Annotated in this window: 26 protein-coding genes; 9 read left to right on the forward strand and 17 right to left on the reverse strand. The window is 68.8% G+C overall.

Annotated elements, in window-relative coordinates:
- The first annotated feature begins 59 nt into the window (after window positions 1–59).
- Window positions 60–2,561 (forward strand): polysaccharide lyase family 8 super-sandwich domain-containing protein, encoded by a 2,502-nt coding sequence (locus ABT313_RS40400; RefSeq protein ID WP_350865589.1) that lies wholly within the window; start codon window positions 60–62, stop codon window positions 2,559–2,561.
- Here the strand turns inward: ABT313_RS40400 and ABT313_RS40405 are convergent.
- The 4 genes from ABT313_RS40405 to ABT313_RS40420 are packed head-to-tail and all read right to left on the reverse strand — an operon-like array spanning window position 2,539 to window position 4,321.
- Window positions 2,539–3,015 (reverse strand): MarR family winged helix-turn-helix transcriptional regulator, encoded by a 477-nt coding sequence (locus ABT313_RS40405; protein WP_350865592.1) that lies wholly within the window; start codon window positions 3,013–3,015, stop codon window positions 2,539–2,541. The genes ABT313_RS40400 and ABT313_RS40405 overlap by 23 nt on opposite strands.
- A 42-nt stretch (window positions 3,016–3,057) precedes the next feature.
- On the reverse strand, window positions 3,058–3,657 hold the full coding sequence (locus ABT313_RS40410; protein ID WP_350865595.1) for a DJ-1/PfpI family protein: 600 nt from the start codon (window positions 3,655–3,657) through the stop codon (window positions 3,058–3,060).
- 40 nt (window positions 3,658–3,697) lie between these two features.
- On the reverse strand, window positions 3,698–4,087 hold the full coding sequence (locus tag ABT313_RS40415; RefSeq protein ID WP_350865597.1) for a type II toxin-antitoxin system VapC family toxin: 390 nt from the start codon (window positions 4,085–4,087) through the stop codon (window positions 3,698–3,700).
- Window positions 4,088–4,321, reverse strand: a complete 234-nt coding sequence (locus ABT313_RS40420) for a hypothetical protein (RefSeq protein ID WP_350865600.1) — start codon at window positions 4,319–4,321, stop codon at window positions 4,088–4,090. It lies immediately after the preceding gene.
- A 160-nt stretch (window positions 4,322–4,481) separates the two neighbouring features.
- Here ABT313_RS40420 and ABT313_RS40425 point away from each other — a divergent pair, with 160 nt between their 5' ends.
- On the forward strand, window positions 4,482–4,844 hold the full coding sequence (locus tag ABT313_RS40425; protein WP_350865604.1) for a GNAT family N-acetyltransferase: 363 nt from the start codon (window positions 4,482–4,484) through the stop codon (window positions 4,842–4,844).
- Here the strand turns inward: ABT313_RS40425 and ABT313_RS40430 are convergent.
- From ABT313_RS40430 to ABT313_RS40445, 4 genes are read right to left on the reverse strand one after another with little or no spacing between them, the layout of a single operon-like run.
- Entirely contained in the window at window positions 4,811–5,983 is a 1,173-nt protein-coding gene (locus tag ABT313_RS40430; RefSeq protein WP_350865607.1) for an MFS transporter, read from the reverse strand. The genes ABT313_RS40425 and ABT313_RS40430 overlap by 34 nt on opposite strands.
- Window positions 5,980–7,101 carry a DNA polymerase III subunit beta family protein gene (locus ABT313_RS40435; protein ID WP_350865610.1) on the reverse strand — a complete coding sequence of 374 codons (1,122 nt, stop codon included), beginning with the start codon at window positions 7,099–7,101 and terminating at the stop codon, window positions 5,980–5,982. Before ABT313_RS40435 ends, ABT313_RS40430 begins: the two co-directional genes overlap by 4 nt.
- Before the next feature lie 34 nt (window positions 7,102–7,135).
- Window positions 7,136–7,645, reverse strand: a complete 510-nt coding sequence (locus tag ABT313_RS40440; RefSeq protein ID WP_350865861.1) for an AAA family ATPase — start codon at window positions 7,643–7,645, stop codon at window positions 7,136–7,138.
- Window positions 7,646–7,669: 24 nt separating this feature from the next.
- A complete protein-coding gene (locus tag ABT313_RS40445) occupies window positions 7,670–8,821 on the reverse strand; it encodes an anhydro-N-acetylmuramic acid kinase (RefSeq protein ID WP_350865612.1) in 1,152 nt (383 codons plus the stop codon).
- 134 nt (window positions 8,822–8,955) lie between these two features.
- Here ABT313_RS40445 and ABT313_RS40450 point away from each other — a divergent pair, with 134 nt between their 5' ends.
- The 3 genes from ABT313_RS40450 (at window position 8,956) to ABT313_RS40460 (ending at window position 11,851) form a co-directional block, all read left to right on the forward strand.
- Window positions 8,956–9,453, forward strand: coding sequence for a SigE family RNA polymerase sigma factor (locus ABT313_RS40450; protein ID WP_350865614.1), 498 nt, complete (start codon window positions 8,956–8,958; stop codon window positions 9,451–9,453).
- Window positions 9,450–10,805, forward strand: coding sequence for a hypothetical protein (locus ABT313_RS40455; protein WP_350865617.1), 1,356 nt, complete (start codon window positions 9,450–9,452; stop codon window positions 10,803–10,805). Before ABT313_RS40450 ends, ABT313_RS40455 begins: the two co-directional genes overlap by 4 nt.
- Window positions 10,806–10,951: 146 nt before the next feature.
- Window positions 10,952–11,851, forward strand: coding sequence for an endo-beta-N-acetylglucosaminidase H (locus ABT313_RS40460; protein WP_350865620.1), 900 nt, complete (start codon window positions 10,952–10,954; stop codon window positions 11,849–11,851).
- On the opposite strand, the gene ABT313_RS40465 is transcribed toward ABT313_RS40460, so the two are convergent.
- Window positions 11,839–12,354, reverse strand: coding sequence for a histidine phosphatase family protein (locus ABT313_RS40465; RefSeq protein ID WP_350865623.1), 516 nt, complete (start codon window positions 12,352–12,354; stop codon window positions 11,839–11,841). The genes ABT313_RS40460 and ABT313_RS40465 overlap by 13 nt on opposite strands.
- An 84-nt stretch (window positions 12,355–12,438) precedes the next feature.
- Between ABT313_RS40465 and ABT313_RS40470 the strand changes: the two genes are divergently transcribed.
- The 4 genes from ABT313_RS40470 (at window position 12,439) to ABT313_RS40485 (ending at window position 17,642) form a co-directional block, all read left to right on the forward strand.
- Entirely contained in the window at window positions 12,439–14,298 is a 1,860-nt protein-coding gene (locus ABT313_RS40470; protein WP_350865626.1) for an acyl-CoA dehydrogenase, read from the forward strand.
- 256 nt (window positions 14,299–14,554) lie between these two features.
- Window positions 14,555–15,790 carry a hypothetical protein gene (locus tag ABT313_RS40475; protein WP_350865629.1) on the forward strand — a complete coding sequence of 412 codons (1,236 nt, stop codon included), beginning with the start codon at window positions 14,555–14,557 and terminating at the stop codon, window positions 15,788–15,790.
- Window positions 15,787–16,431 (forward strand): hypothetical protein, encoded by a 645-nt coding sequence (locus ABT313_RS40480; protein ID WP_350865632.1) that lies wholly within the window; start codon window positions 15,787–15,789, stop codon window positions 16,429–16,431. Before ABT313_RS40475 ends, ABT313_RS40480 begins: the two co-directional genes overlap by 4 nt.
- Complete coding sequence (locus tag ABT313_RS40485; RefSeq protein ID WP_350865634.1) at window positions 16,428–17,642, forward strand: hypothetical protein; 1,215 nt, start codon at window positions 16,428–16,430, stop codon at window positions 17,640–17,642. The genes ABT313_RS40480 and ABT313_RS40485 overlap by 4 nt, the downstream gene beginning before the upstream one ends.
- Window position 17,643: 1 nt before the next feature.
- On the opposite strand, the gene ABT313_RS40490 is transcribed toward ABT313_RS40485, so the two are convergent.
- From ABT313_RS40490 to ABT313_RS40525, 8 genes are all read right to left on the reverse strand, one after another.
- Complete coding sequence (locus ABT313_RS40490) at window positions 17,644–18,414, reverse strand: DUF4097 family beta strand repeat-containing protein (protein WP_350865637.1); 771 nt, start codon at window positions 18,412–18,414, stop codon at window positions 17,644–17,646.
- Between the two features lie 126 nt (window positions 18,415–18,540).
- On the reverse strand, window positions 18,541–18,789 hold the full coding sequence (locus ABT313_RS40495) for a DUF6458 family protein (protein WP_350865640.1): 249 nt from the start codon (window positions 18,787–18,789) through the stop codon (window positions 18,541–18,543).
- Between the two features lie 65 nt (window positions 18,790–18,854).
- The gene (locus tag ABT313_RS40500; RefSeq protein WP_350865643.1) at window positions 18,855–19,391 is read right to left on the reverse strand and encodes a DUF2231 domain-containing protein; all 537 of its coding nucleotides are present in this window, start codon (window positions 19,389–19,391) and stop codon (window positions 18,855–18,857) included.
- A 43-nt stretch (window positions 19,392–19,434) separates the two neighbouring features.
- A complete protein-coding gene (locus ABT313_RS40505; RefSeq protein WP_350865645.1) occupies window positions 19,435–21,213 on the reverse strand; it encodes an NHL domain-containing thioredoxin family protein in 1,779 nt (592 codons plus the stop codon).
- Between the two features lie 55 nt (window positions 21,214–21,268).
- Window positions 21,269–22,894, reverse strand: a complete 1,626-nt coding sequence (locus ABT313_RS40510) for a hypothetical protein (protein ID WP_350865648.1) — start codon at window positions 22,892–22,894, stop codon at window positions 21,269–21,271.
- A 137-nt stretch (window positions 22,895–23,031) separates the two neighbouring features.
- Window positions 23,032–23,931, reverse strand: coding sequence for a carbohydrate ABC transporter permease (locus ABT313_RS40515; RefSeq protein ID WP_350865651.1), 900 nt, complete (start codon window positions 23,929–23,931; stop codon window positions 23,032–23,034).
- Entirely contained in the window at window positions 23,928–24,827 is a 900-nt protein-coding gene (locus ABT313_RS40520; protein WP_350865654.1) for a carbohydrate ABC transporter permease, read from the reverse strand. Before ABT313_RS40520 ends, ABT313_RS40515 begins: the two co-directional genes overlap by 4 nt.
- A gap of 43 nt (window positions 24,828–24,870) precedes the next feature.
- Window positions 24,871–26,154: an ABC transporter substrate-binding protein gene (locus ABT313_RS40525; protein ID WP_350865657.1), complete on the reverse strand. Its 1,284-nt coding sequence runs from the start codon at window positions 26,152–26,154 to the stop codon at window positions 24,871–24,873.
- Between the last annotated feature and the right edge of the window lie 67 nt (window positions 26,155–26,221).

A 26,221-nucleotide genomic window follows, 5' to 3' on the forward strand; every position in this document is an offset into this window, starting at 1 on the left:
AGATAGTTCCGGCTGCTTGACTCCCGGGGTGAGGTTTTTCCCACCGCCCGGGAGTTCCAGTGGATATCACTCGTCGCCGCCTGCTGTCTTTCGTCCCCGCCACCGCCCTGCTGACCGCGGTCAACCCGGCGCCGGCCGCCCGCGCTGACGGGCGGACGGTGACCGCCGATCCCGGCCAACTGCTGGCCAACGCGATCGCGATCTACGCCGGTACGGCGGAGTCGAACGCGCGCCCCGAGGTCGCCGCCAAGGTCGCCGCGATCGACAGCACCGCCCGGACCTGGTTGTCCGCGCTCGACCGCGCCGGAGCCGGCGAGCTGTTCGCCGGCCTCCCCCTCGGGACCAGCGATCCCAACCTGAGCTCGTCGTACCAGCACCTCTACGAGATCGCGCTCGCCTTCCGCCGGCCCGGTCCCGCGTCCGACCTGCAGGGCAACGAGCAGGTGCGCGCGCGGATCGCCGAGAAGCTGGTCTGGCTGCACGCGAACTACTACGGCGACCAGTCCAAGGGGTACTACGGCAACTGGTTCACGTGGGAGATCGGCATCTCGACGTTCGTGTCGAAGACGCTCGCGCTGATCGACGCCCCGGCCGACCTGGTCACGCAGTACGTCGCCTCCATGGACGCGTACCTGCGCAACGGGAAGAACGGCGACGTCGACCTCGACTCGCGCTTCCACACCGGCGCCAACCTCGTCGACATCACCGCGAACCGCGTTCTCCAGGGCGCCCTGCTGGACGACGACGCGCGGATCCGGAAGGCGCTGCAGGACCAGTTCACGGTCTTCGCGACCATCGATCCGTACAACCTGCAGCACGACGTCACCGACGGGTACTACGCGGACGGCTCGTTCATCCAGCACGCCTCGGTCGCGTACACGGGTTCGTACGGGAAAGGCCTGCTCAGCCGGGTCGTACAGACGATCAAGACGCTCGCGGGGACGGAGTACGCGCAGGGCGACGACCTGGTCGGCGTGGTGCAGGGCTGGGTCGAGCACGGGTTCGCGCCGCTGATCTTCGAGGGCTGGATGATGGAGATCGTCAAGGGCCGCGCGGTCTCGCGGACGGCGACCGGGTACGACGACGTGGCGGTCGTCGTCGAGGCGATCGTCGACCTGGCCGACTACGCGACCGGCGCGGACGCCCAGCGGTTGAAGGCGTTCGCGAAGTTCACCGCGCGGCCGACGATCAACGTGAACTCCTTCGTCTCACCGGTCAGCATCGGACGGTTCGCGGACCTGAAGAACGATCCTGCGATCGTGCCGGCGGACCTCAATCCGGCCGCGAGTACGACGGCCTTCAACGCGATGGACCGGACCGTGCATCGGCGGCCCGGGTACGCGTTCGCGGTCGCGCGGAACTCGGAGCGGATCAGCAAGTACGAGTACATGAGCGGCGAGAACCTGATGCCGTGGTTCCAGGGCGACGGCGCGCACTACCTGTATCTGGCGGGCGAGGACCAGACCAAGTCGTTCGGTATCGACTACTACACGACGGTCTCGCCGTACGCGCTCGGCGGCGTGACCGCTCCGGTCGAGACGCGGAAGTCGGTGCCGGAGCTCTACGGGACGGCGTGGTACGACAATCCGCCGACCTTCACCGCGTCGTCGGAAGAGCAGAACACCTACGTGTACTTCCCTACCGGCACCAACGTGCAGTCCGGCGGCGCGACCCTCGACGCGTACGGCGCGGTCGGCTGGGTGCAGTCGGACGACGTCGCCTACGCGTCGCGCACGAGCCTGCCGGACGACTTCGTGGTCTACAAGAACGCGTCGGCGACCAAGTCGTGGTTCCTGCTCGACGACGAGATCGTCGTACTCGCGGCCGGGGTCGGCGACGCGACCCGCGCCGTCACGACGACCCTCGACACCCGCATCGCCGGTGCGACCGACCCCGTCACGATCACCGGCGTACGGCGGGACGGCCGGCCGTGGACCGGGCCCGGCACCGTCTCCCCGCGATGGCTCCGCTACGCCAACAGCACGGCCGCCATCGGCTACCACTTCCTCCAGCCGTCCGAGCTGTCCGTCGATCTGCAGGCGATCACCCGGAGCCGCCGAGTCGTGCGTACGTCCAACCCGGACACCGCGATCACCAAGCAGGTCTTCGCTCTCACCGCCACCCAACCCGCCGGGTCCGGCGGATCCCTCGCCTACGCATTGGTGCCCAACGCAACGGAATCCGCATTGAAGGCATACCGGCACAATCGGATCCTGCCGCTCGCCAACACCGTTAAAATGCAGGCGATCCAGCACTTGGGCCTTCGGCTGACGGCTGCCAATACCTTCACGGCCGGCCCTCACAACCTTCCTGGGTTGACCATCGACGGCCCGGCCTCACTGCTCCTTCGGCGGCAAGTGTCGAGCGTGCAGGTGGCGGTGTCCGATCCGACGACGCAGCGCGACACCATCACGGTCAACCTCTGGGCGCAGTACCTCAGGCCCGCGACGCCCGTACCCGGCGTTCAGGTGACGCGGACGCTCACCGGCACACGCTTGACCTTCACCACCCGCCACACCTACGGGAGCAGTCTGGCGATCAAGCTTCTTCCAGCTTGGTGATGATCGCCTGCATGGTGGCGAGCGTCGTACGCAGGTCGTCGAGGTCGACGGCCTTGGCGAGCTCCGACGTCCACGGATGCTGGGCGACCGCGATCTGGCGGATCGCCCAGTAACCGGCCTCGGTGCAGGCAAGCAGCTTGGCGCGGCGGTGCGCCGGGTTCGGCCGGTACTCCGCGAGCCCGCGCTCCACGAGCAGATCCGCGATCCGCTGTACCCCTTGCCGGCTGACGCCCATGATCCGGCCGACGTCGGCCACCGACCGCGGCTCGTCGAGCACACCGCCCAGCACCTGCCACCACGCAGCCGTCAGGCCGCCGTGCGCGGCGAGGTCCTGGGCGGCCTCCATCAGCCGCGCGTTCAGCCGGAAGGTGGCGAGGACGACATCCGTCAACACCGCACCACCTTCCGACTGCTTCGTCGGCTTCGGCCACTCTTCCCGGGGTGGAACCGTCATCGGACCATCATCCGGTACGCCGGTCCGCGCCGGCCGCCCGCGTCATCCCACCAGCACGCCGTACGCCGCCGGGTCCGCGCGATGGAACACGCCCTCGTACGCATCCAGCTTCCGCTCGTCCGCCAGCTCGAGCCGCTGCAGCGCCGCCCGTGCGAACTGCACCGGCGAGTCCGGCCCCGCCGTGATCAGATCCCCGCCGATGACAGCCCGCTCGTCGACGTAGTTGCCGACGCCCTGGTACCCGGTCGCCTGCAGATACTCCTTCGCGGCACTCGTGTGCTTGCGCTCGTCCAGCAGCCCCGCCCGGGCCAGCCCTGCCGTCGCACCGCAGATGGCCGCCACCGGCACCGAAGCCTCCAGGAACCGCGCCGCCAACTTCGCGAACGCGTCCCCACCCCCGTTGTCCCACTGCCCCGACCCGGCCAGCACCAGCAGATCCCCCGCATCCGGCTCGACGTCGGCAATCGTCACATCCGGCACGACCCGCATCCCACCCATGGTCACCACCGGCTCCAACGACTCCCCCACCGTCACCACACTCCAAGGCACCCCGGTGAACCGCCCCGTCCGCAACTCCACCACCAGATGCCCGATCTCCCAGTCCGCCAACGTCTCGTACACCGCCACATAAGCTGTCCTCATAGACAACATGCTGTCATCACGACAACGTGTTGTCAATGGATCAGACGGGGGCGTCGACGGTGAGGCCGGCCGCGCGGGCCGCGTCGGCGAGGCGCTTGTCGTACGTGACGAAGGCGGTGAGCGGCTGGATGCGAAGGGCGGTCGCGAGGTGGATGGCGTCCAGACTCCGCACCGTCGCCGGCCGAACCGTCTGCGCAAGAATCCGCGTTCCTGCATCAAGGTCGACGAGGTCGATGAGATCCAGGACCAGATGCAGTCGCGACACCGCGCAGGGAGCATGCCGGGCCAGAGCCCGGCACGACTCGACCTCGGCGAGAACGGAACTCACCCAGTCCACCTCGGCGCGCTCGTCGAGCCAGTCGCGCAGCGCCTGCGATTCGGTCTCGGCGTGGACCAGTTTCACGATCGCTGCCGAGTCGAGGTAGATCACTCAGCGCTCCCCGTCCCGGTCCTGGGACAACTCGGCCGCGACGTCGACGCCGTCGGGCTCGCCGAGCGGCATGCGCAGTACCGCGCGGCGCAGCTCCGCAGCTCGCTCGCGACGTGACGCCGCCTCGAGCACCGCCTGCCTGATGACCGCGGACCGCGAACTCCCGTCATGGGTCAGCACGGCCAGTGCATGTTCGGTCTCCGCGTCTGTACGAATCGTGATCGTGTCCGCCATACACTCATCGTAAGACAGTCCGTCTTACAAGACCAGAAATCGGGTGCTTCGGGGCGGGTTGGACTGGGAGGGTGGGGGGATGGGTGTGCGTGAGTTGACGGTGGGTGACTGGGACGGGTTGTGGCCTCTGGTGAAGGGGTTTGGGACTGAGTATTCAGAGGTGGAGTCGCGGGGGTACTTCGAGGAGTTGGTGGCGGATCCGCGGTGGGTGGCGTTGGGGTACGACGACGACGGGGAGCTGATCGGGTACGCCGCGGTGCAGGACTACGGGACGCACTTGCGGGCGGGGCGGCGGCACCACGGGCGGTTGCATGATCTGTATGTGATGCCGGAGCGGCGGCGTGGTGGGGTTGGGCGGGCGCTGATGGACGCGGTGGCGGAGTGGGCATCGACCCGGGTCCGGCATCTCGAGTGGCAGGGGCATCACGAGCGGGCGGCGCCGTTCTACGAGAAGTTGGGGTATCGCGGTGAGCCGTGCCCGCAGCCGGACTACCCGACCTTCGAGATCGACTTCGGTAGATAGGCGCGGACCTGCAGGAAGCCGGCGAGTGCGGTCGCGACGGCGGCGAGGGCGAGCGCACGGCGTACGTCGAGCGTCGCCAGCAGGTTCGTCGACACGATCAGCGGAACGGTCTGCACCAACGACAGCAGCGACTGCAGCCGGGTCAGATGCGACTTCGGCGTACTGCGGACGAACACCGGCGCAAGGTGCGACGTGAACAGCCCGATGCCAACGCCCTGCACAAGCGTTGCACCGACCGCCGACGGGACGGAAGGCGCCAGCGCGAGGCCCGCGATCCCGGCCCCGGCGAGCAGACACCCGACGCCACCGGTCAACTCGGGACGCTGGAACGTGCCGAACCGGGCAACCAGGACCGTCACCACCAACCCGCCACAAACGTTGCCAGCCACAACAAACCCGGCCGGCCCGGCCGCCCACCCGTGCGATCGGGCCAGCAACGGAACGCACAACGACGTCACCGGCAGCACGAAGGCCGCAACCAACGCCACCACGGCCAGCACCATCCGCAGCACAGGATCTGCAGCAGCAACCCGCAACCCGTCCAAAGCGTCACGCACGACGGACCGGCCGGGCGCCGGACTCATGTCGTACGGCGGCCTGAGCACGAACAGCACAAGGACCTGCGCCGCGAACGTCACCCCGTCGAACATCAGCGCCCCGACCAGCCCGACCGTTGCCACGAGCAACCCGCTGAGCGGCCCGCCGGCCAACGTGATGAGCTGCGTCGCCGACGTCCGCAGAGCCATTGCCCTGGGCAACTGATCGTCCGGCACGAACAGCCGCGGCAACACACCCGCGGCCGGCAGCGCGAAGGCGTCAACCGTCCCGACCACCACCGCCGTCGTCAACAGCAGACCGGCCGAAACCCCCCGCATCCCGACCACCCCGGCCAGCAAGAAGCAGCACGTTCCGACGATGGCGCTGCACGCAAGCAGCAGGCGACGCGGACCGATCCGGTCACCGAGGACGCCGCCGAGCAAGAGGAGTACGGCCCGCGGCAGGGTGAATCCGGTCAGCACCAGCGCCGCGACCTGCGAGCCGATCCCCGTCGCCGCCCAACCGAGCGCGAAGAACAGCGCGGCATCGCCGAGTACCGAGAGGGTGGAGCCTGCCAGCCAGCCGTAGTACGACCGCGTCACCCGTCCAGCCGGACAGGCATGACGAGCGTGGTGAACGTACCCTGATCAGCCGACCGTACGACGACCGGCCGCGCCGGCTCGCAGATCTCGAGCAACACGTCCGGCCCGACACTCGCCTCCAGCGCAGCCGCGAGCAGACTCGCCGTGAACCCGACCCGCACCGACCCGGCCCCGATCGCGTCGAGCTTCACGTCGTCGCCGATCCGGATGCTCTCGGAGTCGATGTCAAAGGCAACAACGTCCCGCCCGACCAGTATGTCGAGCAGCCCGGCCCGATCCACCACCACCCGGCAGACCGGCGGCGTCAGCCCGTCCAGAATCTGCTGGTACGCCGGATACTCGGCGTCGACCACCGCCAGCTCCCGCAACTCCTCGCCCCGCACCAGCACCACCCCGCCGGGTGTCAGCTCCATCCGTACGACGTCGCCGGCTGCAGCCCAACGACTCAGCTCCGCAAGCTCATCCGCCCGAACCAGCGCCCGCCCACCAGCCCCCGCAAACTCGACCGGCCGAACCGTACGCACTGCCAGCCGATACCGATCAGTCGCCACGAACGAGATCTCGTCCGGCGAGAACTCGATCAGCACACACGCCAGCACCGCCTGCAGATCCTCCACCCCGACCGCCTCAGCCGGGGACGACGCGCCGACGGGTGAGGCGGAGCCGGCCGAGGCCGACCCAGCAGCGCTCGTGGACGAGCCCGCGGCGCCTGCGGACGGCGGGGCTGCGGTGGGGGTTACTTGGCGGATGGCGCTCGCTAGTTCGGGGCCGCCGAGGGTTGCGGCCGTTCGGTGGGTGTCCAGTTGGGTGAGGAGGCGGGTGGCGGCTTCGCGAGTTGCGGTGGATTTGGCTTCCAGGGTTCGGAGGTGGGCTCGGACGAGGTCTGCCACATCGGCTGATTCGGCATCCAGAGCGATGCGTACCTCGGGCAGGGGCAGGTCGATCTCGCGGAGGTCGCGGAGCAGGCGAGCTCTGGACTGCTGGGAGCGGTCGTAGTACCGGTAGCCGTTCGACTCGTCCACGAAAGCGGGCGGCAGCAGCCCGCAGTCGTCGTAGAACCGCAGGGCACTCGGCGCCAGCCCCACTACCCGCGCAAACTCACTGATCGTCAGCCTCATGGGCCCGACCCTGATCCCTGAAGCAACTCGAAGGTCAACTCCGGAGCCGGCCCCACAGGCTGATGGTCTTGCCGAACCGTTCGCCGCGGATCCAGTCGAGGATGCTGCGGGCCACGCGTTCCGGCGACAGGTCACCGCGGACGGACCGCGGAACCCGGGTCCGGAGTTCGGCCGCGTCGGCGAGCGCGTCGGCGATCTGGTCCTCGGCCCAGCCACGCAACGCCAGGCGTTTGCGGCGGATGGCATCCGGGCAGTCCAGGTGCAGCCAGCGGCCCTCGGGAAGCTCAGCGGGCAGCAGCGGGGACAGGAGCAGCACGGGAATCCCGGACCGCCTGATCAGCTCGGTGATCCGCAACCAGAGCGCGTTGTACGCCGGCCAGATCGGCGCCGCCGTCGGACTGGCGATGTCGATCCCGAGCAGCCGTCCGTTGTCGTCCAGCAGCTCGTCCATGTCCATCACGACCAGGTTCCCCGGGCTGAGCCGCACCAGCTCCGGCACGACGGTCGACTTCCCCGACCCAGGCGCCCCGGTCACCACGAACATCCTCGTCACAGCACTAGTGTGCGGTCACTGCACCAGAAGGCGCATGGGAGGTCGTGCCTCGCCTGTGATCGTCGGCAGTCCGCTGAGACCGGGCGTGACCGAGCCGAGGACGCTGGAGTGCCTGGCGCCGGTGCAGCTGGGCACCGTCCCGCCGAGGCCGTGCACGCTCAGGAAGCCCAGTACGGCGAACGCGTACGCCTCCTTCGCCGCTGACGGCATCCCCAGCTCGTCCGTGGTCCGGACCGGAATCTCCAGCTCGTCCGCGAGCAGATGCATCAACGCCGGGTTCTGGATCCCGCCTCCCGATGCGACGACCTCGGTCCCGCCGTACCGCCGTACGGCGTCGGCGACCGTCCTGGCGGTCAGCGTGGTCACGGTGGCGACCAGGTCCTCCGCCGGGATCTCCGGCAGCCCCTCCATCGCCCGCGCCAGATAGGCGAGGTTGAACAGCTCCTTGCCCGTCGACTTCGGCGCGGGGCGCGCGTAGTACGGCTCCGCCAGCAGCCGGCCGAGCAGCTCCTCATGCACCTGCCCCCGCGCCGCCATCACCCCGTCAGCATCGAACGGCCGCCCGGTCAGCTCGGTCACTACGGCGTCGATCAGCGCGTTCGCCGGACCGGTGTCGAAGGCAACCGGCTCGCCGTGGACGACGGTGATGTTCGCGATCCCGCCGAGATTCAGAGCCACCGGTACGCCGGGACGTCCGCGCAACCACAGCACGTCGATGATGCTGACCAGCGGCGCCCCTTGCCCGCCCGCAGCCACGTCCCGCGCCCGCAGATCCGACACCACCGGTACGCCGGTCGCCTCCGCGATCCACGCCGGCTGCCCGACCTGCAGCGTCCCGCGGACCGTCCCGTCGTCGACCCAGTGGAACACCGTCTGCCCGTGTGAGACGATCAGGTCGGCGTACCCGCCGCAGAGCTGCTCGACCGCCTGCTGGGCGACCGCGGCGAACGCCTGCCCGACCCCGGTGTCGAGCCGGCAGACCTGCTCGACCGTCGTCGATGCCGGTGGCAACGACGCGGCGACGGCAGCCCGCAGCTCCGGCGGATACGGCTGGCTGAGCATGCCCAGCGGCGTCAGCACCAGCACGTCGCCGTCGAGCCGCAGGTCGGCGGCTGCAGCGTCGATCGCGTCGTACGACGTCCCGGACATCAGCCCGATCACTCGCATATCAACTCCCGTCGATGGCGGTCGGAGCGTCCATCTTCATCCACAACGCGGCCACGCCGCGACTCGGGCAAGGCAACCTTCCGGACTGCTCCGGTGTCTAGCTGATTACGAGGACGATCACCGAGGAGGGGTGGATGGTCACGCGGGGTGATGATTTCGACGACTTCGTCCGGGGCAGCTCGACCCGGCTGCTCCGGACCGCCGTACTGCTCGTCGGCGACCGGTCGGCGGCCGAGGATCTCGTCCAGGAGATGTTCGAGCGGGTGTACGTCCGCTGGCGGCGGATCCACAGCGCACCGGACGCGTACGCCCGTAAGACCCTGGCCAACCTCGCGGCGAACCGCTGGCGCAGCAAGGGCCGCAAACCCGAGGTCGCACTCGCCGATCACGACCGGCCGACGCCCGACACCGCCGAGGACCACGCGGTCCGCGACCAGCTGATCACCGCTCTGCAGGAGCTTCCGCCGCGGCAACGCGCCGTGATCGTGCTCCGGTACTACGAAGACCTCACCGAGGCCCAGACCGCCGACGCGCTCGGGTGCTCACTCGGCACCGTGAAGAGCCAGACGTCGCGCGCACTGGACCGGCTCCGCCTGATCACCGAACCCGCCATTCTGGAAGGACTGCGATGACCGAGACCGAACTCAAGCAGCGGCTGAGCGCGGACGTCGATACCGTCGAGGCCCCGCCCGACCTGCTCGACCGCGCCCGGGCCGGCGGCGCCCGCCGGCTTCGGCGGCGCCGTTTCCTCGCCGCCGGCGCGGTCGCACTGACGTCGGCCGTCGTCGGCGGGGTCGCGGTGACCGCGCCGGGGATGTTCGACCATCGCTCCGATCCGCCGGTCGCGTCCACACCCGGCACAGGCGACCCGTACGCGTTCCTGATGAACGGTCCGACCCGGGGTGACCTGGCCGGCGACACGACGTACATCAGGGAGGTCCTGGCGGTCTGGCGGTCCTCGCACGGCAAGTCGATCAACCACGACCGCGGCATCTTCAACTACATGCAGGGAGACGCGAAGGTCGCGTGGGCCGGCAACACCCCCGGCGGGCGGGCCGCGATCGTGGTCGAGAACTCCGACCTGCGCAACCACTCGGACGTTCAGCTGTACCACGAGGGCGTCGCCGCACTGGTCGGGTACGTGGTCGACGGCAAGAACGGCGAGCCGATCGTCATCGGCGACGACTACCCGGTGCCGGGTTCGTCCCAGCAGACCGCGTTCGTGGCCGAGAAGGACGGCGTCAAGGCGCTGGTCGTCGTGCAGATGCCCGGCAAGCAGATCGGCCTGTCGCTGGGTCGCACGTACGCCGACGACGGTTCGGTCAAGCGCGTCTACACCCCGTTGACGTTCCACGACCGGGTGGCGGTCGTGAAGCTTCCGGCCGGCCAGAAGGACGACGACCTGCGAATCAACCGGATGCCGGGCACCGGCTTCTCCTCTCTCGCCGTCCTGTACACCGGCCCGCCGATGACGCAGACCCCGGACAACCGGCTGTGGTCCGGCTTCGCGCAGGAGGGCGACGGACTCTGGGCGATGAGCGACGGCGCGGACAAACTGCGCACGAAGGCGAACGAGGTCTTCAACGACGCGGTCGGCAAGGTCAGCGACCCGAACGCGAACAGCACCGCGTTCTCGATCTGGACCGGGTACGGCGTGACCGCCGACGGCACCGCGGTGTACCTCGGCGAGCAGGCGCTCGACAACGACCCGACCCACGTGTACGCCGTACTCAAGCCGAAGACGGGCAAGCTCCGGATCGTCCACGGCGGCGTACCCGATCCGTCGGTGGCGCTTCCGGTCGCGATCAAGCTGCCCGACGACCAGGGCTGGGCCGTCGCCCGCAAGGACGCGCAACTCTCCTTCCGGTACGACGGCGGCACGTGGAGCCCGGCGCGGTCGAATGCGCTGCTGGTGCCGCCCGGCAAGCAGGCCGAGGTCAAGGTCGAGGCCGACGGCAGGACGGACGTCGTACCGTTGCGGTGAACCCTTGACACCGGGTTTTGGCCGATCGATGATCGGTGTCGCTATACCGGTTTATCTCCTGTCGCCGCCTGGGCCACCCTCCGGGCGGCGACGGGTGCTTAACCGATATAGCGACCCGCCCACTGTGACGAGGAGTCGATCAGCTCATGAAGCGAAGGACCCTGTTGTCAGCCCTGGCCGCCGGCACTGCCGCGGCCGCCACCGGTGCCGCACTCCCCGCCGAGGCCGCGCCCAAGTGCCGCCGCGCCCGGAAGACCGGTCCGGTCACCGTCGCCTACATCGAGGTCAACGACCACAGCATGCTCAGCGCCGGCAAGTACACGCTGGCCAACGGCGGCGCGCAGGTGATCGACGTCGCGGTGATCTTCGCGGCGAACATCAACTACGACGGCTCGAACGCGTACCTGTTCTTCAACGACCAGGTGACCAACGTCCTGAACAACGTCGCCACCCAGGTCCGCCCGCTGCAGCAGAAGGGGATCAAGGTCCTGCTCTCGGTCCTCGGCAACCACCAGGGCGCCGGCTTCGCGAACTTCCCGACCCAGGCGGCCGCCGACGCGTTCGCGCAGCAACTCGCCGACGCGGTCAACCAGTACGGCCTGGACGGCATCGACTTCGACGACGAGTACGCGGAGTACGGCAACAACGGCACGGGTCAGCCGAACGACTTCTCGTTCGTCTACCTGGTCCAGGCACTCCGCGCCAAGCTCCCGAACAAGCTCATCACGCTCTACGACATCGGCCCCGCGGCCGACCGCCTGAGCTACAACGGCCAGAGCATCGCGGAGACCTTCAACTATGCCTGGAACCCGTACTACGGCACGTGGGGTGTCCCGAGCGGTCCGAGCGAGAAGTCCCGCCTCTCGCCGGCTGCCATTTCCTACACCGACACGAGCTCGTCGACGGCCGCGAGCCTCGCCCAGCGAACGGTCAACGAGGGGTACGGCGTGTTCCTCACGTACAACCTGACCGAGTCCGACACGTCGTCGTACATGTCGGCGTTCACCCAGAAGCTGTACGGCAGCGCGACCGTCTACAAGGCGTAGGTCCAGCCGGGTCGCCAGTCGAACGGCGACTCGATCAGCTCTTCGAGTGGTTTCCCGCTCCCCAGCAGGTGGTCCAACGCCCACCGGTTGGCGGAGTGGGCGACCACGAGGACCGTCGCGTCGTCGTACCAGCGCTTGACGTCGGCCAGGAACGAGCGCGTCAGCTCGAGAACGTCGCCGTAGCTCTGACCACCGGGGAACGGTGTGTGCACCCGGTCGACGCGCGGCTCGAGCGCCGCTGTCGGCGCCCCGTTGAGCTCGCCGTAGTTGCACTCGCGCAACCTCCAGTCCTGGGCGCGCGGGACCGTCAGGCCCGACAGCTCGACCGTCTGCACCGCGCGATGCAGATCCGAACTGAAGACCACGTCGGCGTCCGTCCGCCGCAACCCGAGCTCGCGCGACTCCCGCCGCCCTCGCTCGGACAACTCCCCGGGCAGCCAACCGGTCGCGATCCCGCGCTCGTTGTCGAGAGTGGTCGAGTGCGTCTCGAATATCAGCTTCATACCTCACACCTAATCCCACTTTGCCTTCATTACCGGCGGGTATATACTTAAGTTACTCGTGAGTAAGCTGCGAAGGGGATCTTTGTGAGCCACTACAAGTCGAATCTGCGGGACATCGAGTTCAATCTGCTCGAGGTCCTGGGGCGGGGCGACGTGCTCGGTCAGGGCCCGTACGCCGATATGGACGTCGACACCGCCCGTGAGGTGCTCGCGGAGGTCGACCGGCTGGCCAAGCACGAGCTGGCCGAGTCGTTCGCGGAGGCCGACCGGAACCCGCCGGTCTTCGACCCGGACGCGCACGAGGTCCGGATGCCCGAGGCGTTCAAGAAGAGCTACCACGCCTACATGGACGCCGAGTGGTTCAAGCTCGAGCTGCCCGCCGAGCTCGGCGGCCAGCCGACGCCCCCGTCGCTGCGCTGGGCCGCCGCCGAGCTGGTGCTCGGCGCCAACCCGCCGGTGCACATGTACGCCGCCGGCCCGAACTTCGCCCACGTGCTCTGGCGCAACGGCGTCGACCGGGACAAGAAGATCGCCCACCACATCATCGAGCGCGGCTGGGGCGCGACCATGGTGCTGACCGAGCCGGATGCCGGCTCCGACGTCGGCGCCGGGCGCACCAAGGCCACGCTGCAGGAGGACGGCTCCTGGCACATCGAGGGCGTGAAGCGGTTCATCACCTCGGGCGAGCACGACATGACCGAGAACATCATCCACCTGGTGCTCGCGCGACCGCAGGGCATCGAGGGTGTCGGCGGTCCGGGCACGAAGGGCCTCAGCCTGTTCGTGGTGCCGAAGTACGACTTCGACCTGGAGACCGGCGAGCTGACGGGTGAGCGCAACGGCGCCTTCGTCACGAACGTCGAGAAGAAGATGGGCATCAAGGTCTCCACGACGTGCGAAATCACCTTCGGCGACGGCGTGCCCGCGAAGGGCTGGCTGCTCGGCGAGGTGCACGACGGCATCGCGCAGATGTTCCAGGTCATCGAGTACGCCCGGATGATGGTCGGCACCAAGGCGATCGCCACCTTGTCCACCGGCTACCTGAACGCGCTGGAGTACGCCAAGGAGCGGGTGCAGGGCGCGGACCTGACCCAGCCGGCCAAGGACGCGCCGCGGGTCACGATCACCCACCACCCCGACGTACGGCGCTCGCTGATGACGCAGAAGGCGTACGCCGAGGCGCTGCGGGCGCTGGTGCTGTTCACGGCGACGTACCAGGACCGGGCCGAGCAGGCGCGGTACGCCGGTGAGCACGACGACCTCGCCGAGCGGGTCAACGACCTGCTGCTGCCACTGGTGAAGGGCTACGGCTCGGAGAAGTCGTGGACGCTGCTCGGCACCGAGTCGCTGCAGACGTTCGGCGGGTCCGGCTTCCTGCAGGACTACCCGATCGAGCAGTACGTGCGGGACGCGAAGATCGACACGCTCTACGAGGGCACGACGGCGATCCAGGGCCAGGACCTGTTCTTCCGCAAGATCATCAAGGACCAGGGCAAGGCGCTCGGTCACCTGGCCGAGCAGGTCCAGGCGTTCGTCGCTTCCGAGGCAGGCAACGGCCGGCTGAAGGAGGAGCGCGGACTGCTCGCGAAGGGTCTCGAGGACACCCAGAAGCTTCTGGGCATCATGGGGCAGGCCCTGATGGCCAGCAACCCGCAGGCGGAGAACGGCGACCCGCGCAACATCTACAAGGTCGGCCTGAACACCTCGCGGCTGCTGTTCGTCCTCGGTGACGTGGTCTGCTCGTGGCTGATGCTCCGCCAGGCCGAGGTCGCGCTGGAGCGGCTGGGCGGCGACCTTTCCCCTGCTGACCAGGACTTTTACGCCGGCAAGGTGGCGGCCGCCCAGTGGTTCGTCCGCAGCACGATGCCGTCGGTCCGGGCCGAGCGGATCAAGGCCGAGCTCACCGACCTCGACGTGATGGACCTGCCGGAGTCCGCCTTCTGAAGACTCCTCCGGCTTGAGCGCTTGCGCGGCTCGAGCCGGAGGGTTCCAACTCGGGGCAGATTCATCTGCCCCGGGATGCCCCGCGATCTGCCCTGTTGTACGGCGGGGTGTTGTAGCAACGTTTCTGCCCTGCAACACCGTGACCCTGGCTTGGCTTCCCCTGTCCGAGCCAGGGTCGCGTCTATTCCGGAACCAACCGATGGGACGCAGCGTCCGTGTGAGTGTGTCCACCTGGGGTCGTCGTAGGCTGTCGGCGATGTCCGCCGCCCGCCTCCTCGCCGCCCGTGTTGCCGCCGTTCTCGGCGCAACGCTCGCGCTCGTGCCGGCGCTGCCTGCGCAGGCCGATACCCCCGAACTGCCCGACCGCATCGCCGCGGCCTGGCGGACCGACCATCTCTCCGTGGACGAGCGGCTGCGGGCGACCATGCCGGCCTCCGAGCTGGCCCGGATCCGTACGGCGATGCGCACCGCCGGTCTGCCGGTGTACGTCGCGCTCGTGCCGCAGTCGCCGTACCTCCGAGCGAGCGGCTACGACCTGCCGACGTTGCTGCACGCGCGGATCGGCGAGCCCGGGGTCTACATCGTCGCGGTTGTCTACGACAACTACTGGTCGGACAACGCTGAGCTGTTCCGGCCGGCCGGGTTGCGTGGCCGGGACCTGTCCAGCGTCCGGGCCGACGACAAGCAGGACTCCGACATCGTCGACGAGCGCCCGGCCCCGCAGGTCGTCCGCACGATCCAGCAGGCCTCCACGGCGTACGACGGTCGTCCGCTGCCGCAGGTCCTGGCCGCTGATCTGGAGCCGCAGCGCAGCGAAGGCGGCCTCTCGGTGACGGACAAGGAGGACCGGTCCGCGTACGTCGGCCTCGGGGTCGGCGGGGTGATCGGATTTGCGCTGGTGCTCTTCCTCGGCCTTCGCCGCCGACGGCCGGCCAAGCAGGCCAGGCGCGAGCGCAGCGACGACAGCCCGCCGATCGAGGCGTGGGACGTGGAGCTCAAGGCGGACGACAAGATCAAGCAGGCCGAGCGCGCGCTCGCGCGACTCGACAAGCGCAGCAACAAGTCGACCAAGCAGCTCGACGAGCGCGATGACGCGTACCGCCGGCTGGACGCGGCGCGCACGCTGCGCGCGGATCAGCCGGACGACCTGCTCGCGGCCGCCGGTGCGCTGGTCCTCGCGCGGCAGGCCGAGCGCGTCGCCTCCGGGGCGGAGCTGCAGCCGCCGTGCTTCTTCAACCCGGTCCACAACCCCGGGACGACCACGATCGACTGGGAGGACCAGGTCGAGGTGCCCGCGTGCCAGTCGTGTGTGAGCGTGATCCGGCGCGGCCGGACGCCGATCGGGTTGCGGGTCTGGGGCAAGTCCGGGCTGCTCGGTCATGACCGCAAGAAGGTTCCGTACTGGACGCTCGATCCGGAGGACAACCCGATGGTCGCGACCGGTTTCGGTGCCTTGTCCGACGACCTGCCCGAGCGGATCGCGGTCCGATGAGGCGGCTCATTCTGTTGCTGCTAGCAACTGCCTTCACACTGACCGGGACGGCCTGGGCGGCCACGCCCGCCGATCCCCGGATCGCCGCGGCTACCGCGGCCTGGGCGAAGCAGGGGCTGTACGTCGATCCGGACTTCGTCTCGATTGCTGATGGCAACGAGATGCTGCGGGTGATCTCGGCGGCGAAGATGCCGGTCTTCGTCGCCGTCGTACCGACCGGACAGTGGTTTCCGGAGAAGGACGACGCCAACCTGCTCGCGGGCCGGCTGGCCGCGGCGAACGGGAAGCCGGGGGTGTACGTCGTGATGGACGGCGACACGGCGTACGGCGTGGCGCACGAGCTCGCGGCGTACGCGCCGGAGAGCACGTGGCGGGACAAGGACGAGACCCTGAGCGCCCAGCTCTCGAAGTACCTGGGCGAGGTCGAGCTGAACGCTCGCTACTCGCCCGGGCCGGCCCGGACCGAACCGGTGCCGACCGAGCCGGAGCCTTCGTACCCGGAGGAGAAGTTCACCGTCGGCAAGGCGATCGGGAACGGTCTCGGCGGCGGCGCGCTCGGGATGATCGGCGGCGGGATGCTCGCCGGATTCGTGTTGATCGTGGCGGCGATCGGCGCCCGGCGTCGGAAGGGAAGCGCGTGAAGGGGCTGTTGAGCTGCCTGGCGGCTTTGGTGTTGCTGGTCGCGGTCCCGGCCGAGGCCGAGGCGGCCCGGACGCCCGCGGAACGGGCCCGGGAGATCGCGACGGCCCTGACCAAGGACCCGCTGTACATCGATCCGGCGTACGCGTCGGCGCTGCCGGACAAGCTGCGGGCCGACGTACGGACGAAGGCGAAGGCGGTCGGGTACCCGATCTACACGATCATCCTGCCGCTGACGCCGAGCGACGAGTTCCAGGGGCAGGAGAGCACCGTGCTCACCCTGGTGACGGACGCGCTGCGCAAGCCGGGGTTGTACGTCGTGGTCGACGGCGGGGACCGCTTCCCGTGGTACGAGGCGCGCGACGTACCGCAGGTCAGCGACGACAAGCTGCAGGCGGCGCGGGAACGCGCGCTGGACGACGAGGGGTACGACGCCGGGCCGACCGAGGTGCTGGCCCGGATGTACGAGCTGCTCGCCGCGCCGGGGATCCCGTCGACGTCACCTCGTCCGACGTCGCAGCCCACGTCGGGCTCCTCGTCCTCGGACGACGAGTCGGGCGGGCACGGTTGGGTCGTCGCGCTGTCGATCGTCGGCGGACTTGTCGTGCTGGTGCTGCTCGGTCTGGTGATCGGGCTGCGGCGGCGCGCACCCCAGTGGGAGAAGGCCTTCCGCATCCCGCCGCACGTTGCCGCGACCGTCGCGGCCGAGCGACGCCGGCGGCTGGAACGGGACACGACGGCCGAGCTGACCACGCTCGGCACGAAGCTCGCCGCGCTGCCGACGACCGACGGTCCCGGCCTCGCGCATCAGCAGGCGGCACTCGACGATCACGCGGCGGCCGGGAAGGTGCTCGACTCCTCCACGTCCTTGGTGGATCTGGTCGGCGCGATGGTGCTCCTGGACAAAGCACGCCGCGAGTACGACGTCGCGGTCACCGGCCGCGCGGACGCCGTACCGGACCTGTGCGCCTTCAACCCGCTCCACGGCCGGTCCGCCGGCAAATCCACCCAGGTGGAAGCCGACGGCACGACCCTCACCCTCCCCCTCTGCGCCGACTGCCGCCGAGCCCTCAAGCGCGGCACCGCCCCAGCCTCACTCCCCGGCGACGACGGGCCCTACTGGTACGACGACACCCTCTGGGCCCGCACCTTCTACGGCACCACCGGCGACGACCTCGCAGAAGCCGTCTCCCGCGGCGAGCTCCACCGCTGAACTACCGGGCGTGGAGCTCGATGTCGCCTGAGGTCGTGGTCGCGGTGAGGCTGTGGGAGCCATCCGTGGAGTTGCCGAGGGAGTTCTCGACGTCGCCGGTCCGGGACTCCGTGGAGACCTTGTAGTCGCCGCCGGGCGCGGAGATCTCGATGTCGCCGCTCGTCCCCTTCGCGCGCACGTCGTTGGCCTCGGCGAGCTGGAGCTCCATGTCTCCTGACGAGGTCTCGACGTCGACCGGGCCGCCCTTCAGGCCTGCAGCCTCGATGTCGCCCGAGTTCGCCTTCACGTCCAGCTTGCCGGTGAGGTTGCTGACCGACACGTCCCCCGAGGTGACGTCCAGGTTCACATCGCCGTTGATGTCGCGGAGTTCGACCTTGCCCGAGCGGGACTTGGCGTCGACGCCGGCGACACCGGTCAGCTCCAGGTCGCCGCTGCCGTTCTCGCCGGTGATCTTCGTGCCGCGCGGGACGGTGATCTCGAAGTCGGCGTTGCACTGCCAGCCGCAGTCACCATCGAGCTTGAGTACGCCGTCCTTCACGGAGTACGCGTCACCGTGCTTGAAGAACCAGTACTTGCGCTGCTCCTGGACGGTGGTCGTGTCGTCGTCGGACACGTTGATCGTGATGTCGGAGTGATCGGCGGCGAGCTGCACCGTGGTGATCTTGTCGTCGACCTTGTGCGTGTCGTCGGAGTCCTTGTCCCCGAACTGCCAGAACGCCAGCCCGGCCGCCGCCACCAGCAGGATCACGCCGAGCTGCTTGTTCTCCGCCATCGTCCGCCTCTTCTCGAGCCCACCCACGTTGTCGCATCGACAGTAGGCGGCAAGGCGCGGCCGCTGGATCAGGCAGATCCCCCGAGCTGTCCCTGAGCCTTCCTCAGGGATGACCGGGAACTGTGCCTACTCCTTGATGTCGCGGTGGTGTTCCTCGACGACGCGGTACTCCTCCTCGACGGCCGGGTCGATGGCGTCGGTGTCCACGCGGCGGCGGCGGTTGGTGATGTAGAAGGAGAGCAGGATGCCGGCCAGGCCGGCGAGCATCAGGATGTAGCCGACGACCTGCAGGTTCACGGCGTCCCAGGTGTCGCGGACGGCGAACGCGAGCACGGCGCCGACCACCATCAGAAAGATCCCCACACCGATGCTCATGCGAGCCTCCCAGCGAGTCGTCCTACATCGTCAAAGCTACCTCTCTGTACCCATTCACCAAACGGCTAATTGGCCGCAGGACGGCGAGCGGTTCCGCGGTGCAGAGCCAGGTGCCCGCCGAGGAAACCGGCACCGGCCATCACCAGGTTCCCGGCCATGGCGAGCCTCACACCGAGTCCGTGCTTCCCGCGCAGACGAGCGACGAGCGAGCCGGCGAACAGGAACGTCGCCGTGTCCGCGCCGATCGCGTGGACCGCGCCGATCCGGCGTTCCTCGCCCGACAGCTCCGCCCAGTCGGCTGCGCCGGCGAGCGCCGTCGGCAGGGACGCCAGCAGCCCGAACCCGGCGAGGACCGTCGCCCCGCGACGCGACTGGGATCCGCCCGCGAGATCGAGAAGCGACGTACCGAGCCAGCACCCGGTGGTCACGTCGGTGAGCGACGGATGCAACGAATGACCGAGTACGTCGGTGTGCAGCGGGCTGTCACGGACCCGGTCGATCAGGCGTTGGTACACCAGCTCCTGCGCATGGGCGAGCCGCTCCGAAACCGGGCTTTCGCCGACCGCGCGAACCGCGCGCTGCGGCAAGGATCTCGATGCCACGCTCTCACGGTACGCTCCCGGCCGTCGCCCCCGGAAGCGTTCGCTACTTGCCTCCGGAGAGCACCAGCTCGACCCGGTCGGGGCCGTCGGGGGTGACGCGGATCGGCACGCCCCAGTCCTGCCGGTGCATGTGGCACGCGGGGAACTCCACCTCGGACGCATCGTCGCAGGACGCGGCCTGGACGGCGACATGGAGGACGCCGGTGCCCGCGTGCGGGTCGATGACGAGCCGGCGAACGAGTTCGCTGGAGTCGCCAGCACCTTCACGCAGCAGCGTGTCGGGGGTCGCGGAGACGAGGAGACGAGTGGACGGGCCGTAGCGGTCGTCGAGTTTCTGCCCGGGAGGCGGGGTGAAGACGACCTCCAGGGTGACCTCGCCGGCGGCCACATCCATCGGCGGGCGCTGGGTCTGCGTGCTGAACTCGTCGGCGATCGCGGACGCTCCCAGCGGCACCCGGGTGAGGCGGTGGGCTGCCGACTCGACGACCAGGAGTTCGTTGCCTACGACAACCGCGCCGCTGGGCTCGGCCAGGCCGGTCGCCATCGTCTCGACGACCTCGGTGCGCGGGTCATAGCGGCGTACGGCGCCGTTGTAGGTGTCGGCGATCGCGATCGACCCATCGGGGAGAGCCGTGACCCCGAGCGGATGCTGCAGCAGGGCCTCGCCCGCCTTCCCGTCGCGCAGGCCGAAGTCGAACAGCCCGGTCCCGATCGCAGTGTGTACCTCGGTGTCGATCCACCGCAGCGCAGAGATCTCGGAGTCGGCCAGCCACAGCCGATCGCCATCCGCTGCGAGCCCACTGGTCTGCGCGAACCACGCATCCTTGAGTGGACCGTCCTTCAGCCCTTCGTTGGTCGTACCCGCGGCAACCTCGGTGACGCCGCTGAACGGGTCGAACGTCCACAGCTGATGTACGCCGGCCATCGCGATCCATACCGTGTCGCCCCACCACGCCACGTCCCACGGCGAGCTGAGTACGTCGGTGCCGTCGCCGTCCATCCACTGCTTGCCCGTGCCAACCAACGTCCGCACGTGCCCGTCCGCCAAGGAGATCCCCCGCAGGGCATGGTTCACGGTGTCGGCGACTACCACGTCGTACCCAAGCCGGTCGGCGACGTCGGGTGGAAGCAGCACAAGCCCGTTAGGCTCCGAGAACGACGCCTCGTCGGCGGATCCGTCGGTGAACCCGCGGCGGCCGGTGCCGATCCGGCGTACGACGGTGGTCGCGTCGGCGGCGAGCTCGACGATGCTGTGGTTGCCGGCGTCCGCGACGAGCAGCCCGTTGTCCAAAGCAACGGCTTTTGCTGGGAAGCGAAGATCGGTGGACTCGGCAACAGGTGCGACGTACGGCGACTTGCCGCGGGTGAGCGTCCCGGCCTGCTCGTGCTGCTCGATCAGCTCGGCCAGCAGGGCGTCGAGTGCGTGCGCGTGCCCCTCGCCGGAGTACTGCGCGACGATGTACCCGTTCGGGTCGACCAGCACGAGTGTCGGCCAGGCGCGGGCGGTGTAGTTCTGCCAGGTGATCAGGTCCGGGTCATCGAGCACCGGATGCCCCACCTCGTACCGCTCGACAGCAGCCCGGACCGCGGCCTCTTCGCCCTCATGCGCGAACTTCGGCGAGTGCACGCCGACGATCACCAGCGCATCGCCGTACTTCTCCTCCAACGGCCGCAACTCGTCCAGCACGTGCAGGCAGTTGATGCAGCAGAACGCCCAGAAGTCGAGCAGCAAAAAGCGCCCCCGGAAGTCAGCAAGCGACAACTCCTGACCACCAGTGTTCAACCAACCCCGACCCCGCAACTCCGGCGCACGCACATGCATGCACCCATTGTCCGCCGCGGCTCAACCCGATCCGCGCCGGGCCCGGTGACTGGGATCAGAGCGGGAGGATCAGGGTGTCGGTCAATAGTTTGGCGGTTTTGCGGAGGGTCGCCGGGGAGGAGGAGAGGTCTGTGGCCAGGGCGTACGGCGTGAGGGGCTCGCCGGGGCCGACGAGGCGGTGGCGGTGGGCGAGGAGCCAGACGATGGCGCGGGGCCAGGTGGAGAGGCGGGCCTTGGCCAGGAGGTCGGGGGCGTCGCGGACCAGGCGCTCGGCGATGTCGAACGCGTCGGGGGCGTACGCCGTCCCGAGGGTTTCGCCGGCCATCAGCCAGGCGTGCGGAGCCAGGACGGACAGGGTGGCCGCTTGCGAGTTGTCGAGGCCGCGCAGGTCCGGTTGGGGCGGGGAGCCTAGGCCGGCAAGGGCTCGGTAAGCGTCTTCCAGGTCGTTCGTGGTGTCGTCGAGGAAGACGCGCTCGCCGGGCTTCGAGCCGACCGGGTCGATCATCGCGGCGGCCTCGAGCGCGGGCTGCCAGATGTCGACGGCATCGACTGCCTCGTCGATCGCATCCAGCGGCAACTGCGTGCGGTCGCCCGCGAACCGGAGCCAGGCCTTCACCGCAACGGGAACCGCGTCGAAGTACGTGCTGTCGGCAAGGACCTTGCGCGGCAGCCAGTGGGCAAGGAAAAGCTCGACCAGGACGGCGCTGACGCGCAGCGGACCGCCGACGGTGTGATCCACCGCGTGGTCGATCCACAGCCGAACGATGTCGGCGGCATCGGCCGGCAGCGAAGGCGCGGACTCGAGGAACTCCTCGACCAACTGATCGCGCTGACGCGGGGACAGCAGCGGCCGGATCGGCGGGCGGATCGGTCGCTCCGGCAACTGGGTCAGCCGGTTCACCAGCAGGCCGGTGAAGAACTCGAAGTCCTCGCTGACCGGCGGATCGTCGTAGTCGCGGGTCTCCCCCAGCGCCTGCAGGATGATCCCGGCCGCGGTCGAGGGCCGCACCGTGCGGATCGTCACCCGGCCGCCGCGCTGGTACGCCTCCAGCACCCGGTCGACCGGCGGGCCGACGAACACGTCCTTGACGATCGCGCCGAGGTTGTTGTCGATGAACACCACCACGGTGTGCGGGTGCTGCTCGTCGTCGTAGTCGAGCACGACGCTCAGGCCGTCGCCGGTGATGTCCTCGGACACGATCGCGCTGGTCAGCCGGAAGCCGGCGATCCGCGTCACCCACTCGGGCACAGCGTCCTGCGTGCGCAGCCGGGAAACATGGGCCCGCTGCAACGGCAACCGCCCGGCCGGACCGACCGTCCGGGCCAGACTCGTCAGCAGGACGAACGATTCGGGGTCGCGCCGCTCACCGAGCACCCGCGCGGCGTCGGCCCAGAAGAATCGCTCCACCTCGCCGATCTCGTCCGGACGCCCGGCCGGCCACAGTTGATCCGCGAGCATCGAGGCCGAGCGGGCCACCGACGCCTCCGCGATCACCGGATGCAGCGCGGCCGGCACCGCGGCCAGGTCGAGCGAGAGCGTTTCGAGCAGGGTCTCCAGCACGGCAACGCTCGGCGTCGTGTCGACATCGACACCCGCCGTCGGCCCGTGCGGCTCGCCCGGATCGGGGACGAGCCGTAAGTGGCTGCGCCGCCCGTCCCGTCCGCGTGGAGACTTGGTCACCTTCGTGAGATTACCGTCCGGAACCGGTCCGCCGCAGTCCGGTGCGCGCGTCCTGTGGACAACCCGCCGTACCCACCTTTGTGCACGCACCAACCATTCCGCGGCGCGCGGAGTGGTTGGTGCGTGCTCAACGAAGGTCAGCCCTTCAGGGCGCCGGCCATCAGGCCGCCGATGAACCAGCGGCCGAGCAGGATGTAGACGATCAGCGTCGGGAACGACGTGATCAGAGCGCCGGCCATGCTCGCGGCATAGTCGACCTTCTGCCCGCCGGCCAGCGCGGCCAGGCCCAACGTCACCGGACCGTTGTTCTGCTGGGTCAGGAACAGCGCGAACAGGAAGTCGTTCCAGACCGAGGTGAACTGCCAGATCAGCGTCACCACGAAGCCGGAGATCGAGATCGGCAGGATGATCCGCGCGTACGTCTGGACCAGCCCGGCGCCGTCCACCCGGGCCGACTCGATGATCTCGTTCGGCACGATCGTGGCGTAGTAGTTCCGGAAGATCAGCGTGCAGATCGGGATGCCGTAGATGCAGTGCGCGATGATCAGCGTCGGCACGCCCCGGGTCACGTCCAGCTCGGTGAACGTCGTACGCAGCGGCAGCATCACCGCCTGGTACGGGATGAACATCCCGAACAGGATGAACGCGAACACGATGTTCGCGCCCGGGAACCGCCAGCGGGCCAGCACGAACCCGTTCACCGATCCGATCAGCGACGAGATGATCGCGGCCGGGATCGCCAGCGACAGCGACCGGATCATGTACGGCTGCAGCACGTCCCAGGCCTTGCGCCAAGGCTCCAGCGTCCATTCCTTCGGCAGGTTCCACTGCGAAGCAGCGGTGGTGTCACCGGAGGTCTTGAAGCTGGTGATCAGTACGACGTACACCGGGATCAGCACGAACAGCAGGAACAACAGCAGCAGTACGTAGCGGATGGTCCGGCTGCGCCGGGTTGTGCCGTCGGAGGTCGCTCCGCGGCGAGGCTTCTGCCGGATCGCGGCGGCGGAGTGGCCGGTCGCGGCATCTACGGCGGTCATTGCTCGTTCTCCTGCCGGACGGTCCACGCGAGGTACGGGATGACGAGTACGGCGACGACCGCGAGCATGACGATCCCGATCGCGGACGCCTTGGCCAGATCGCTGCGTAGCAGGGTGTTCCACATCAGGATGGCCGGCACCTCGGTACGGAACTGGTTCGGCCCGGTGATCGCGTAGATCAGGTCGAACAGCTTCAGTGAGATGTGGCCGAGGATGATCAGCGCGGACAGCGCGATCGGCGACAGCTGCGGGAACAGCACATGCCGGTAGAGCTTGAACTCCGACGCCCCGTCGACGCGGGCCGCCTCGCGCAGCTCCGGTGGGATACCCCGGAAGCCGGCCAGGAACAGCGCCATGATGTAGCCCGACATCTGCCAGACCGCGGGCAGCGCGATGGACGCCATCGTCGTCCATCTACTGCCGGCGGTCCACCAGGGATTCTCCAGGAAATGCAGATGGAGGATCTCGAACAACCGGTTCAGTCCACGTGCGTCCTCGCCCTGGGACGGGTTCAGCAACCAGCCCCAGACGACGCCCGAGGCGATCATCGAGATCGCCATCGGGAACAGGTAGATGGACCGGAAGACCGACTCGCCGGGCACGCCCTTCTCGAGCAGCAATGCCCAGAGCAGGCCGAAGACCAGCGTGCCCACGATGAACGCCACCGTGAGCACGCCGAGGTTCTTCAGCGAGTTTTGGAACCGTTCCTCGCCGAACAGGTTCGTGTAGTTCTCGAACCCGACATAGCTCGCCGGACCCTTGCGGGCGGTGTGCCGGTCGGTCAGCGAGGTGTTGAAGGACCACGCGATCAGCCCGTAGACGAAGTACCCGAGCAGCAGCACGGTCGGCAGCAGCACCAGGGCACCAGGTCCCCAGGTGCGGATTCTTCCGTGCACGCTCAGTCCTCCGTCTCGGATCGGTTCCGCAACTCGCCCTGCATCAGCTCGTCTTCATCGCGGTGCCGAGCGCCGACTGCAGCTTGGCGACGTCCGGGCTGCCGCTGAACTGGCTGATCGCGGACAGGATGTCGTTGTTCTGACCCAGCGTGCACGCGGCACCGTGGGCGCAGGACGGAACGATCGTCTTGCTCTTCCAGTCGGCCATCGCGCCCTGCTGGTACTTCGGGTAGTCGGCCGGGTCGGCGTCCGAGCGGGCCGGGATCGAGCCCTTCTTGGTGTTGAACGCCTTCTGGCCCTCGGCCGAACCGACCGTCTTCAGCCAGCACTTGGCGCCGTCGGGGTCCGCGCCGTTGGTCGGCAGCGTGAACGAGTCCGACAGGAACTGGAAGTCGTCGGCAGTGCCCGGCGACGGCCAGTAGGTGTACGCCGAGTCCGGGACCTTGTCCGCCACCTGCTGCGCGGCGACCCAGTCACCCATCAGCGTGTAGCCGGCCTTGCCGGAGTTCACGTAGCCGAGCGCGTCCGGCCAGTCGATCGCCTCGCGGTCGGTGTTGGTGAAGGTCAGCAGCGTCTTGTACTTGTTCAGCGCCGCGGTGACGTCGCCGCCGGCCCAGTCGGTCTTACCGTCCCACAGACCCTTGAACTTGTCCGGACCGAGCTCGGCCAGCAGCACGGCCTCGACCAGCATCTCCTGGGCAAAGCCCTTGGAGATCGCCAGCGGGGCGGCCACACCGGCAGCCTTCAGCTTGGTCAGGTCGGCGATCCACGCGTCCACGTTGGCCGGGGCCTTCGTGCCGTCGATGCTCGCCTTCTTCAGCACCGTCGGGTTCGCCCAGACCACGTTCGCCCGGTGCACGTTCGCCGGGATCGAGTAGATCTTGCCGTCCACCGTCAGGTTGTCGATCAGGTTCTGCGGGAACGCCTTGTCCAGCCCGAAGTCCTTGTACAGCTGGCTGATGTCGTCGACCTGGCCGGCGTTGATGTAGTCCTTCAGCTCCGCACCGGCGTGCGCCTGGAACGTCGACGGCGGCTTGCCCGCCTGCAGGTCGTTGGCCAGCACCTGCTTCGCGTTCGAGCCCGCGCCGCCGGCGACGGCCGAGTTCACGAACTTGTAGTCCTTGCAGTCGGTACCGAACACCGACACCAGGCCGTCCAGGCCGGCCTTCTCACCACCGTCGGCCCACCAGGTGAAGACAGTGACGTCCTTGCTCGCGGACGAGTTGCCACCGCCGCCGCCGCTGTCGTCGCTGTTTCCGCAGGCGCTCACCGCGAGAAGACCCGCAGCACCCACCAGCGCCAGGGTCTTACTCAGACCACCACGCATGATTCACTCTCCGATCATTGGATGGAGCCGCCTGTGACAACGATGCCCCCTTGACGGCCCAAGCCTG

Source organism: Kribbella sp. NPDC000426, assembly GCF_040300265.1.
Classification (GTDB): domain Bacteria; phylum Actinomycetota; class Actinomycetes; order Propionibacteriales; family Kribbellaceae; genus Kribbella.